This window comes from Salinivibrio sp. IB643 (assembly GCF_001996105.1).
Taxonomy (GTDB): Bacteria; Pseudomonadota; Gammaproteobacteria; order Enterobacterales; family Vibrionaceae; genus Salinivibrio; species Salinivibrio costicola.
Genome location: NZ_MUFF01000024.1, coordinates 44582 through 56958 on the forward strand (window position 1 = coordinate 44582; position 12377 = coordinate 56958).

General features: G+C 50.7%; 14 protein-coding genes. 8 read left to right on the forward strand and 6 right to left on the reverse strand.

Going from position 1 to position 12377, the window contains the following annotated elements:
- Nucleotides 1–300: 300 nt before the first annotated feature.
- From BZG77_RS10950 to cspE, 4 genes are all read left to right on the forward strand, one after another.
- The gene (locus BZG77_RS10950; RefSeq protein WP_077460847.1) at nt 301–1317 is read left to right on the forward strand and encodes a sugar-binding transcriptional regulator; all 1017 of its coding nucleotides are present in this window, start codon (nt 301–303) and stop codon (nt 1315–1317) included.
- Nucleotides 1318–1497: 180 nt separating this feature from the next.
- Nucleotides 1498–2448 (forward strand): transaldolase, encoded by a 951-nt coding sequence (tal, locus tag BZG77_RS10955; RefSeq protein ID WP_077647269.1) that lies wholly within the window; start codon nt 1498–1500, stop codon nt 2446–2448.
- A gap of 98 nt (nt 2449–2546) precedes the next feature.
- Nucleotides 2547–4541 (forward strand): transketolase, encoded by a 1995-nt coding sequence (gene tkt, locus BZG77_RS10960; protein WP_077647270.1) that lies wholly within the window; start codon nt 2547–2549, stop codon nt 4539–4541.
- Between the two features lie 318 nt (nt 4542–4859).
- Nucleotides 4860–5072 carry a transcription antiterminator/RNA stability regulator CspE gene (gene cspE / locus BZG77_RS10965; RefSeq protein WP_021023787.1) on the forward strand — a complete coding sequence of 71 codons (213 nt, stop codon included), beginning with the start codon at nt 4860–4862 and terminating at the stop codon, nt 5070–5072.
- Between the two features lie 146 nt (nt 5073–5218).
- Here the strand turns inward: cspE and BZG77_RS10970 are convergent, their stop codons facing one another.
- From BZG77_RS10970 to BZG77_RS10995, 6 genes are read right to left on the reverse strand one after another with little or no spacing between them, the layout of a single operon-like run.
- Entirely contained in the window at nt 5219–6391 is a 1173-nt protein-coding gene (locus BZG77_RS10970) for a tetratricopeptide repeat protein (protein WP_077647271.1), read from the reverse strand.
- Entirely contained in the window at nt 6391–7023 is a 633-nt protein-coding gene (locus BZG77_RS10975) for an energy transducer TonB (RefSeq protein WP_077647272.1), read from the reverse strand. Before BZG77_RS10975 ends, BZG77_RS10970 begins: the two co-directional genes overlap by 1 nt.
- Nucleotides 7020–7427, reverse strand: a complete 408-nt coding sequence (locus BZG77_RS10980; protein WP_021023790.1) for an ExbD/TolR family protein — start codon at nt 7425–7427, stop codon at nt 7020–7022. The genes BZG77_RS10975 and BZG77_RS10980 overlap by 4 nt, the downstream gene beginning before the upstream one ends.
- Entirely contained in the window at nt 7427–7975 is a 549-nt protein-coding gene (locus BZG77_RS10985) for a MotA/TolQ/ExbB proton channel family protein (protein WP_077460841.1), read from the reverse strand. The genes BZG77_RS10980 and BZG77_RS10985 overlap by 1 nt, the downstream gene beginning before the upstream one ends.
- A complete protein-coding gene (locus tag BZG77_RS10990; protein ID WP_077460840.1) occupies nt 7972–9321 on the reverse strand; it encodes a MotA/TolQ/ExbB proton channel family protein in 1350 nt (449 codons plus the stop codon). The genes BZG77_RS10985 and BZG77_RS10990 overlap by 4 nt, the downstream gene beginning before the upstream one ends.
- Nucleotides 9318–10094 carry a DUF3450 domain-containing protein gene (locus tag BZG77_RS10995; protein ID WP_108743983.1) on the reverse strand — a complete coding sequence of 259 codons (777 nt, stop codon included), beginning with the start codon at nt 10092–10094 and terminating at the stop codon, nt 9318–9320. Before BZG77_RS10995 ends, BZG77_RS10990 begins: the two co-directional genes overlap by 4 nt.
- Before the next feature lie 224 nt (nt 10095–10318).
- Between BZG77_RS10995 and BZG77_RS11000 the strand changes: the two genes are divergently transcribed.
- The 4 genes from BZG77_RS11000 to BZG77_RS15165 all read left to right on the forward strand — a co-directional run.
- Nucleotides 10319–10585 carry a type II toxin-antitoxin system TacA family antitoxin gene (locus BZG77_RS11000; protein WP_021023794.1) on the forward strand — a complete coding sequence of 89 codons (267 nt, stop codon included), beginning with the start codon at nt 10319–10321 and terminating at the stop codon, nt 10583–10585.
- Nucleotides 10576–11082, forward strand: coding sequence for a GNAT family N-acetyltransferase (locus tag BZG77_RS11005; RefSeq protein WP_077647274.1), 507 nt, complete (start codon nt 10576–10578; stop codon nt 11080–11082). The genes BZG77_RS11000 and BZG77_RS11005 overlap by 10 nt, the downstream gene beginning before the upstream one ends.
- Nucleotides 11083–11453: 371 nt before the next feature.
- A complete protein-coding gene (locus BZG77_RS11015) occupies nt 11454–12242 on the forward strand; it encodes a tyrosine-type recombinase/integrase (RefSeq protein WP_077647275.1) in 789 nt (262 codons plus the stop codon).
- Nucleotides 12243–12285: 43 nt separating this feature from the next.
- Nucleotides 12286–12377: transposase (locus BZG77_RS15165; protein WP_338012824.1), on the forward strand; the 92-nt coding region annotated here is incomplete at its 3' end.

The following is a 12377-nucleotide window of genomic DNA, read 5'->3' on the forward strand; positions in this document are numbered from 1 at the left end:
GTAGCCGCGAGTCTCTTCTACACAACCTCTAGTAGTTTTGTTTGAACGAGCACTAATAAACTTAGATAGCAATGGCTACTTTTTCAAACAGAGCACACCACGCATTCTCGTTTGCTTGCGATTTCAACGATATTCTCGCCAATCGATAACCGAGCACCGAGCACCGTGACAGCTTATGAACATTGGTATCACAACAGAACATTTGTTCGATTTATATAACAGGCGTATACTGGTAAGCATTGCATTCATCGTGCCTTTAAACGCAACCTAAGGTACCGTTCAGTCGCGAGACCATCGAGCATGAGCATATCAACGCCCCCTGATCACTATCACGAAGACACCGACTTATTAACTGAAATCGCCATTTTGTACTATCAACAAAGCGCGACTCAGGAAGAAATTGCTCGCAAATATAAAATCAGTCGCCCCAAAGTAAGCCGTCTTTTACGTAAAGCGCGTGAAGAAGGTATTGTAGAAATCACGGTCAAATTCCATCCCGTACACAGTGCCCAGCTCGAACAGCGATTGATGGCCAGGTTTAACCTTAAACGCGCCTTAATTTCACTCGACCAACCGAGCGCCGAAGAACAACGTACACAAGTCGCGACCTTGGTATCCTCTTATCTTGACGGTAACCTTAACGATGGCATGGTGGTTGCGGTGGGCCAAGGTCAAAATGTCGCAGCGGTCGCCGATCATCCGGGTGTTGTCTCGCATCGTCAAGCCCGGTTTGTTTGCGCAATAGGCGGCACACACCGCAGCGGTGACGCGTTTAATGCCGATCATATCTGTCGACGATTAGCCAAAAAGTTTGGGGGGAGCAGTGAAACCCTATACGCCCCAGCGTATGTGGATAATGAGTCGATTCAACAGGTGTTCGTGTCCCATCCGAATATCAGTGAAACCTTGAACCAAGCCAGAAAAGCAGAGTTTGCACTGGTCGGCATTGGCGATATGGATGAGAATAGTCATATGGTCAAATTGGGTTGCTTTACCGCACGCGAGTTTGTTGAAGCACGGGTGAATCATGGTATTGTCGGAGACATCGGCGGTTTTGATTTCTTCCGACTTGACGGACAACCTACGGATAACCTGATGCGTGGCCGTGTGGTTGGACTGGCGATGCCAGATTTGGCACGTATTCCGAGTGTTATTGCCATGGCGAGCGAGAGTCGCAAAGCCTTATCGATACTCGGTGCGCTGAGAACGGGCGTTATCGATGTACTCGCGACCAGTGCAAGCTGCGCAATGGCCCTGCTGAATATGTCGGAGCCTGCACCTGATGAAAGCGTGTTCACATTTCAACAGGATGAGTAAATTCGTGACAAAAGAGTGAGACGTAACTCTCTTTATATCGCAATACAATTGACAAGTGGCGTAAAAAACTCAAAGATCGTCACATCATTTGCTCAGACGCGTTGCATCTGTTCATATTCAGATCAAGCGTTAGCACGTAACTCGGCGTCTGGGCCTACCACGTAAAGAAGGTGAGTGAAGATGAGCAACAAACTGGACCAACTCCGAGCCCTAACCACCGTTGTCGCAGACACAGGCGATATCGAAGCGATTAAAAAGTACCAACCGCAAGACGCAACCACCAACCCTTCGCTGATCCTGAAAGCCGCGCAAATCAAAGAGTATGCGCCATTGATTGATGAAGCGATTGCGTATGCGAAATCACACAGCAGTGATGTCGACCAACAAGTCGCCGATACCTGTGACCGCCTCGCAGTAAACATCGGTAAAGAAATCCTTAATGTCATTCCGGGTCGCATCTCCACAGAAGTCGATGCCCGTTTATCCTATGACACCGATGCAAGCGTTGCTAAAGCACGTAAACTGATTAGCATGTACAACGAAGCGGGGATCAGCAACGATCGTATCCTGATCAAACTGGCGTCAACCTGGGAAGGCATTCGTGCCGCTGAAATCCTGGAAAAAGAAGGTATCAATTGTAACCTGACGCTATTATTCTCGTTCGCACAAGCACGTGCCTGCGCAGAAGCCGGCGCTTACCTGATTTCACCATTTGTTGGCCGTATTATGGATTGGTACAAAGCCAAAGAAGGCCGTGACTTTGAGCCTGCAGAAGACCCAGGCGTGAAGTCCGTTACCACCATTTACAACTACTACAAAGCACACGGCTACGACACCGTTGTGATGGGTGCAAGCTTCCGCAACGCCGGTGAGATCCTAGAATTAGCCGGCTGTGACCGCCTCACGATCAGCCCACAACTGTTGCAAGAACTAAGCGATACTGAAGGCGATATGCCTGTGAAGCTAAAAGACACAGGCGCCACCGAGCAACGCCCAGCAGCCATGACCCATGCGGAATTCTTGTGGGAACACAACCAAGATCCGATGGCTATCGAAAAACTTGCTGAAGGCATCCGAAACTTCGCGGTCGATCAAGGTAAACTTGAAGACATGATTCGCGAACAACTGTGATCCAACCCAAAGCGTGATTTAACACAATAAAAGCGGTTTAGGCCGCTTTTATGATATCGTTTTCTTCTATTTCACCTGTTCAACCTGTAGGTAAACACATGGAACGCAAAATGTTAGCCAACGCCATCCGCGCCCTTTCGATGGACGGTGTTCAAAAAGCCAAATCTGGTCACCCAGGCGCCCCAATGGGCATGGCCGATATCGCCGAAGTACTGTGGCGTGACCACATGAATCACAACCCACAAAACCCAGATTGGGCTAACCGTGATCGCTTTGTGCTTTCAAACGGCCATGGCTCAATGCTGATTTATTCATTGCTGCACCTGACTGGCTACGATCTTGCTATCGACGATCTGAAGCAATTCCGTCAGTTGCACTCAAAAACACCGGGTCACCCAGAGTATGGTTATGCCCCTGGCATCGAGACCACAACCGGTCCACTTGGCCAAGGGATCACTAACGCGGTCGGTATGGCCGTTGCTGAAAAAGCACTGGCAGCACAGTTTAACCGTGACGGTCACAACATCGTCGATCACCACACCTACGCATTCTTGGGTGATGGCTGCTTGATGGAAGGCATCTCTCACGAATCGTGCTCACTGGCGGGCACGCTAGGTCTCGGTAAATTGATCGCATTCTGGGATGACAACGGCATCTCAATCGACGGTCACGTTGAGGGTTGGTTCTCTGACGACACCGCGAAGCGTTTTGAATCTTACGGTTGGCATGTGATCCCCGCTGTCGATGGCCACGATGCGGATGCGATTCAAGCAGCTATTGAAGCGGCGAAAGCCGAAACCGGCAAACCGACGCTGATCTGCACCAAAACCACCATCGGTTATGGCTCGCCAAATAAATCAGGCAGCCACGATTGTCACGGCGCGCCGCTGGGTGATGACGAAATCCAAGCTACACGTGAATGCCTGGGTTGGGAGCACGCGCCTTTCGAGATCCCACAAGACATCTATGCACAGTGGGACGCCAAAGAAGCCGGCGCAGCTAAAGAAGCCGCTTGGAACGAGCAGTTTGCCGCATATCAAGCACAATACCCTGAGCTTGCCGCCGAGTTTACCCGTCGTATGAACGGTGAACTGCCAAGCAACTGGGACAGCGAAACTCAAAAACTGATTGCGGATCTGCAAGCCAATCCAGCTAAGATCGCATCACGTAAAGCGTCGCAAAACGTCTTAGAAGCGTTCGGCAAACTGCTGCCAGAACTGCTCGGTGGCTCAGCCGACTTGGCACCGTCTAACTTGACCATGTGGTCAGGCTCGAAAGCGATCACCGCAGACGACGCGAGCGGCAACTACCTGCACTATGGTGTGCGCGAGTTCGGCATGACCGCCATTATCAACGGTATTGCTCTGCACGGTGGCTTTGTCCCTTACGGCGCAACCTTCTTGATGTTTATGGAATACGCGCGTAACGCCATGCGCATGGCGGCACTGATGAAAACGCAGAACATTCAGGTTTACACCCACGACTCAATTGGCTTGGGTGAAGATGGCCCAACTCACCAGCCGGTCGAGCAAATGGCTAACCTGCGCCAGACACCGAACATGAGCACCTGGCGCCCTTGTGACCAAGTCGAATCGGCAGTAGCTTGGAAAGCGGCGGTAGAGCGTAAAGACGGCCCAAGTGCGCTGATCTTCTCGCGTCAAGGCCTGGCTCAGCAAGCGCGTGACGAGACCCAATTGGCGAACATTGCCAAAGGCGGTTATATCCTCAAAGATTGTGCAGGAACACCTGACCTGATCTTTATTGCGACTGGCTCTGAAGTAGAGCTGGCTGTTGAATCAGCGGCTCAGCTAAGCGAAGCAGGCAAGCAAGTCCGTGTGGTTTCTATGCCAAGCACTGACTTGTTTGATAAGCAAGACGCCGCTTATCGCGAGTCGGTATTGCCATCAAACGTCACCGCCCGTATCGCCATTGAGGCGGGTATTGCTGACTACTGGTACAAATACGTTGGCCTAGACGGTCGCATCATCGGGATGACCACCTTCGGTGAATCCGCGCCCGCTGACGAGCTGTTCAAGATGTTCGGCTTTACCGTTGAAAACGTGGTTAACACCGCAGAAGAGCTGCTGTCTTAACAGCACACTGATTGCACGTTAACCCTGCTAAGGCCAGTCAACGATGACTGGCCTTTTTTGGCTTCCCCTACCCCCGTTAAGGCACTCACTCTACAATCTGATAAAAATGATCATAAAGGCTTTACATGTGGGTGGATTGCTGTATTGTGGTGTCAGCTCTGGAACACGGAGCGTCAATGATTCATCAAGTAAAAGTCAACATAAGCTGCGCTATTATCAATATTATAGAGTTTCTAACGTTACCCACTTTCGCTTCTAGACATGTCATCGACTCCGTTCAAAGCTATCCTATTTTTTGTAATTTAAGAGAGAATGATTATGTCTAATCAAGCAACTGGTATCGTAAAGTGGTTTAACGAAGAGAAAGGTTTCGGTTTCATTACTCGTGACAACGGTGAAAAGGACGTGTTTGTACACTTCCGTGCTATCGTTGGTGACGGTTTCAAAACCCTTACTGAAGGCCAACGTGTGAACTTCACCGTTGAGCAAGGCCAAAAAGGCCCACAGGCGTCTGACGTTTCTGTAGCATAAGAAACCGAGTCTGATTGATAAAGGGCGCCTAGGCGTCCTTTTTTTGTGTCTATGATTCGGGAATAGCCCGTATATCGACACAAAACCAAAAAGCCCCAGCCAGGCAGTATGCCAAATGGCTGGGGCTTTTTGTTAGTTAGTTTTTGTTAGCTCTTCTGCATTTGTTGACGCTTTTTCAAAAAGGTCACCCAACTTTCTACTGCATCATCCGGCGCAATCTGTTTGGCAAGACGCGCTTGTTTCAGTGCCTGCTCATACTGCTTCAGTTTGTAGTGAGCTTGGACTTTAGCCAACGCAATATCTTTGTCCGAAGCGCCTTTACCAGCATGCTCAAGCGAAGTAAGCGCTTGCTGATACTCACCTTGTTGGATCTGCATTAACGCGAGTTGCCAGTGGTATTGGCTGTCTTTTTTCACCGCCTGTTTCCATGCCCCGATCGCTTGTGGCCATTCCCGAGCCTGCTGCCAAAGGCTTGCCTGTTGCGCCAGCGTTTGCGCATCTTGCTCTGAGGCGGGTAAACGTTTTAGCCATTGCGCCGCACGCTCTGGTACGCCCTCATTGGCATAGAGCTGGGCAACCGTACGCTGTTCGCTTGGCTCAAGGGTAATACCTTGGCGCTGCGCCAGTAAGTAAGTGCTAATTGCCTCTTTTGGCTGTTGCAATCGCACATAGTTTCCGGCCAGTTGCCGCCACCACTGCTTATTGTCAGGCTCGCGCTTAATCAACGCTTTCAGCGTCGGTGTGGCACCACGCCATTGCTCAAGCTGAAGCTGAGCCCCTAATTTAAGTGATAAGGCCGATACACTGGCAGTGCTTGTGACCACACCTTGATAATCGGGATACGCCTTTAATACCTGGCTCCACTGTTCGCGCTGATAATGTGCCTGCATAATGCGCAGCCACACATCTTCACTTTGATCCGCCTTTTCTTTGGGGATCGCGCGAGCCAACGGATAGTAATATTGCAGCGCCGACGCATACTGGCCATCGATCAGCAATAAATCGGCTAACATGCGCTTGGTTTGCCACGCTTGTGCATCTTGCAGCTGCTCACTGTCCACCGCACGCTGAATATACACAATGGCTTGGTCATTATTGCCATATTGCCAATAAAACACCCCTAATGAGCGATCCACAAACGCTTTGTCATACGCCCGACTGACACTCAAATTATCGAGCAGCGCAATGGCTTCACCCAGTTTTGCATCTTGCTCAAGAGTTTGTGCTTTTTCAATCGCGCGTGCCACCGATGGCGAAAGCTGCGCGGCAGCAGGCACCGACATCAATAGCAACGCGCCAATAAATAGTCTTTTCCACATCAGCGTAAATTAAACTCCAATTTGACCTGTTGCCCGGGTTGCGCCACCGCATTACCGTCGACCACTTTCGGCTCATATTTCCACTTCCGTAGTGCACGTAATGCCTCACGTTCAAACACACGCGGTGGATTGGCATCGACCACTGTTAAATCTTGCGGGCGACCCGATGGACCAATGGTAAAACGCACCACCACATAGCCTTCTAAGTTTCGGCGCATCGCACGCGGCGGGTAATTGGGCTCCACCCGGAACAATGGCATCGCTTGTTGGTTATTGGGGCCGGTATTCAGATTTAGCTCACCCAATGAAGGCGCTTGTACCATCACCCCTTGGATCCCACTTTGCAGATCCAAATTAGGCATATCAGGCTGTGGTGATGGGGTAGACTGCGATTGCGTCTGCGTCACCGGCGTGGGCGTGTCAGGCACTTCGGGCGGTTTAGGCCGCTCTGGCACAGTTCGCTGGCGACGCTGCACCTCGGTATCCGGCTCTTGCATAAAAATATCGATGCGCGTTGACGACGATGTTTCCTGCGGACGTTGACTGCTATGACCTACCATCAATGCCATCAACATAAAAAGCCCTAAGGTAAATACCAACGCCACCGGCATTGAAATCAACCATCGCTTCATTGCGGTGACTCCGTTGCCAACGCAATACTGCCAATCCCCGCCCCTTTTGCCGCATCCATCACCTTAACGACCGTGCCATTATACGCCAGTTCATCAGCCTGAATCACCAAAGACGCATCCGGTTTATCCAGCAATAAGTGCTCTAGCGTGGCTTCAACACGCTCAACATCCACGAGACGTTTATCGATATAGATCTCGTTAGAGGCCGTCACCGCAATAAATATACCGGCCTCTTTCTGGCTGGTGGCGTGACTCGCTTCTGGACGGTTCACTTCAACGCCTGACTCGCGCACAAATGAGCTGGTGACAATAAAAAAGATCAACATGATGAACACAATGTCCAACATGGAGGTTAAATCAACTTGCGCTTCTTCGCGCTGTTTTTGGGCTCGAATCAATCGCATTACTGACTCCGAAGCGCCTGCTCGAGCGCAATTTCGCGGCGCTGACAGGCTTTAACTAAACGAGCATGGGCAAACATCCCAGCTAAGGCCGCAACCATTCCCGCCATGGTGGGTAAGGTTGCCATGGAGATCCCTGATGCCATCAAACGTGGGTCGCTAGTGCCTTGACTTGCCATCACATCAAACACAGAGATCATACCGGTCACCGTGCCAAGCAATCCGAGCATCGGGCAAATCGCCACCAAGGCTTTAATAAATCCTAAATAGCGCCCCAACTCTTGCTGGGCTTGAAACAAGACCCCTTGACGAATGGCTCGGGCATACCAAGAGCGCTGATCGGCGCGCGCCTGCCAAGCACGCACCCATGCATCACGCTGTGCGGGAAAGCGAGAGAACAAATACAACAGCCGTTCAATCACCAGCAACCAACACACAAACACGACCGCCCCGAGCCACCACAACACCGGGCCACCTTCCGCCATAAAGTGGCGCAAGGTGCTCCCCAAGTCTTGCTGATTCAGCTGTGAGAATAACTCGACGTCTATCATGCCGTTGGTCCGATTGCCGCCTGATTGTCTGTGGTTTCCGCTTGCTCGGCGACTAAACTAATGCTTTGTTTTTCGAGCATGCCGCGAATATGGTCCGCCTGCCCGCTGAGAATATTATGCGCCAACAGCAAGGGAATCGCCGCAATCAGACCCAATACCGTGGTCACCAGGGCCATTGAGATCCCATCGGCCATGACTTTCGGATCACCATTACCAAACTGGGTGATCACCTGGAAGGTTTCGATCATCCCTGTCACCGTCCCCAACAGGCCTAGCATAGGGGCAAGCGCCGCCAAGAGTTTGAGCATCGACAGGCCTTTTTCACAGCCGTGCTGCTCATCGACCACCGCTTCAAGTAAGCGTAACTCGAGCGATTCGACATCACGCTGGGGCGCATCGTGATAGACCTTAAGCACACGGCCAAGCGGGTTATCCTCGGGGGTGTCTGGGTGCTTCAATTGGCGATGCATTTTGGCATGAATCGACAGCAACACTGCCCCGCGGTATAGCGCAATGAGCAAGCCGACGGCCAACAAGGTGGCAATCACTTTGGCAACAAAGCCGCCTTGTGCGAAGCGATCGCCCAGGCTCGGCGCGTTTTCTAGCTGGCCGAGCAACGTACCACGGGCCGGATCAATCAGTACCGTCTCACCCACTGAAGACACCGCTTGCTCAAGGGTTGACGTGGTTAACGTATTGTCCGGTTGGGCACGATACGGCACGGCGACTTGGCGATCGGTTTGCCAATTTAGGTAACCTTGATCATTCACTAAGCCGACGTTGCCCACACGCACCACCGCTTGCTCCGATGCCACACCTTGCGCATTTACCACCGGTAACGACACGGTTTGCAGCTCACCGCTGGTTTGCATTTGGGTCAGCATCCCTTGCCATAGGGCATTGAGCTGCTTGAGTGATGGCAATGTATCGGCCGCGACAATATCCGAGACGGTTTGATTAAATGCCGGCTGAGTGATCGCCACATAGCTGGACACGCCATCGGTTTGAATAGTTTTACTCGCTTGGCGCACCACGCCAAATAGCTCACCTAAACTGCCCGACTCTAAGCGAAGTTTGTCTTCCAACGACGCCAATTGCTGCTCGTTGTCACTAAAAGTATCACTGAGTTTTTCGGTTTCCGTCTCCAGCGCATTCCGGGTTGCCTTGAGCTGATCACGCTTTTGGCGCAGCTCTCGTTCCGTCATCGCAAATTGTGCTTCACGCGCTTGGTTGTGCTCACGTGCCTGCTGCTGAGCTTGCTCGGTTTGTCCGACCAAATCATCGGCGTGAGTCAAAGGGGCAACCGCGACCAAACAGGCGGCGGCAATCAGGGTTTTCCAGCTCATGATTTCACCCCTTGGTTGGCACTTAATGGCAAAGATAACAACGACGGGGCCACTTGTTTTTGTGCCACCGCAAAGGCCTTATCCACCGCTTCACCGGCGCTAGCATCTAGCTCGACCCAGGTTTCATCGCGGGTGCTCCACACCCAATGCTGCTGACCATCGAGGCGACGCGCCACCAGCGACACACGGCCCAGATGCAAGACATCCACTTGATGATCGCGGCCGTTAAGCGCAATGGTATCTTGGTAGGCATCGAGTTTGCTGCCGTAATCACGCTCTATCTGATATGCCTCAAGAATACGACGGAATTTTTCTGAGTCCGCCACATCGGCGCGGCCCATCATCGCCTTCAGTTTTTCAACACGTGCTTGACGTTGATCGGCTTTGAGCGGAATGTCGTTAGCAAGCCACTGCTCAAGCCCGCCGAGCATGCGATACATCAACGGCACAATGCCTTGACGCGTCTCTTTGATCTCGGTGATTTGATCGCGCAGGCTTTGTGCTTCTGCCTGTTGGTTGCTGACTAAATTTTGTAAGTGATCGCGGTAGATTTCGAGGTTACTGATTTGCGCCTGGATTTGTTCAATTTCTTGGCGCATGGCTAAACTGCTGTCCGCGCGGCGGTTAATACGAGATTGCGACTGAGCCGCTTCTTGGGTGGTGTTACCCTCGATGGCTTGCGCCTGTTCGAGCTGATCCGCACTGGCAACGGGCGTCAGGGCCAAACAAGCGGCCACTCCCCAAGCAAGGCGAGAAGAAGACGATTTTATCATGGTGATATCTGCAAACATGCTTAATGACAGGGCTTTCGCCCCAAACAAAAGTGAGAATAGTTTCTATTTGCGTGTAATGTACCGAGTTTGGCGAAAAAGATCTAGCCTAGCAGTAAAGGAGCTCGGAGAATATTGCGGCTTATCCGTAAATGACAACGTATATCTATTGACTATATACAAAAACCATTTAGAGTGTATATTAAATAGATACACAGGATGGTGTTATGGCCACAAAAACAGCGCCAATCAACATGCGGGTACAGCCATCGGTAAGAGACATTATCGATGCTGCGGCAAGTTTGAAAAAAGTCGATAGAACCGTATTCATTCAGCAAGCAGCGCTTAATGAAGCGCATAGCATACTGGCCGAACAACGGGATTTTGTCCTTGAAGCAAAGGCGTTTGAAGCTTTCGACAACGAACTTCGTGCAGAGCCGCGAGCGCTTGAAGGCGTGAAGGATCTGTTCAATAGGAAAGCGCCTTGGGAATAAGTGCCCCCACACTACTGACTGATGAGCACCAGATTAATGCCTTTCAATGTGGCATTGAAGCACTCGATACATGGTTAAGAAAACAGGCGTTAAAGAGCCAAAAGCGCGGAACCGCGAGAGTGTATGTTGCCAATGACACAGCAGCCCACCAAGTGATTGGGTACTATGCCATTGCCATGGGTTCAGTATCGAGAGAGCACGCATTTAGCTCACTACGGAGAAATAGCCCTGACCCGATTCCTATGGTGATTTTAGCAAGGCTTGGGGTGGATAACGCCTATCAAGGTCAAGGCATTGCGGCCGGTCTTTTAAAAGATTGTATCATTCGCTCAATACAAGCAATGAACGCTGTTGGTGGCGCGGGCATTTTAGTTCATGCCATTGATACCAGTGCGCAAACGTTCTACAAAAAATTTGGCTTCAAAGCGTCAACGTTTGACCCTTTAGTACTCATGGCACGCATCTGTGATATCGAAAAATCATTGTCCATAGACTGAGGTGATGACTCGCTGCCATGATTCAAACTCCTTATGCATTGTCACGCCAGAGAGTAGGAACGAGTGATCAATACGCTGTTTTTTCCGAGGTGTTTTCTCTCGTTCCCACGCTCCTGCCAAAACTGATAAGCGCGGTCACCTTTGTGGGCTTTTTTATAAAACGCCAATTGATCCAGAATTTGTTTAACATTGCGCGCAGCAAGATATTGACAGTGACCGGGCGCGTGAATACCGGGATCCAGTGCAGCACGGTCAAGGTGACGAAGTGCGGTAAGTGAGGCTCGGTGATTTTATAGCGGCTTCTCCCCATGATTCACACTCCATATGCATTCCCACGCCGGAGCGTGGGAACGAGGTAAAAGCGACGAGAGATGAGTATCGGGAAGGTACGCGATGTATCGCTCCAGGATGCTCGATTAGACGCTGCCGCCAAGATGAAACAACTGCGGGATGGGTATGACCCGCTCTTGCAACGAAAACGAGTCCAACAAGTACAAATAAAAACAGTGAACGACCTTTTCGAAGATTGGTACCCCACTCTCGTTAAACGTCTCAAATACCCCGATATTCCTAAACGCATCTACACAAAAGATATTGCGCCGCATATTGGTGAGATCTTACTGGACCAAGTCACAGCGCGWGATATTCGTTTTACTATTAATGCGATTACAAATTCCGGCAGGCCTACAATAGCGAATGATGCATTAGGTTACTGTAAACAACTCTTTAACCATGCCATCAAACTCGATCTTATGAACGGCAACCCAGCGGCAGCTTTTACAGTAAGAGACGCTGGTGGTGTTGAGCACAGCAAGGATAGAGCCTTGACCCCAGAGGAACTAAACCAGTTTTTTTCTACGGCAAAGGCATATCAAGCTAGTTTTGGTCGCGATAACTATCTAGCTTGTGCGTTATTGGTTTGCTTGGGGGTTCGAAAATCAGAGCTATGTGAAGCGAAGTGGCAAGAGTTTGATTTAGAAGCAGGGGTATGGATGCTCCCTAAAGAGCGCAGTAAAACCGGCGTTGCGTTAGATATTCCTTTAGCGCCAGTAGTCGTTACCTGGTTAGAAGAGTTAAAAATCCGAGGTTGTGGTTCAGACTATGTGTTTCCGAGCCGACGCGCCAGCAAGTGTAGTGGCATAGTGAATTTGGCCACCTGATTAGAGGTGTTAAGATACGCCTCATAGCATGACAGGTGAAACCATGACCAAACGCACAAGACGTACTTTCAGCGCTGAATTTAAACGTGAAGCCGCTGAGCTTGTTCTCGAACAAAACTACACGATTATCGAAGC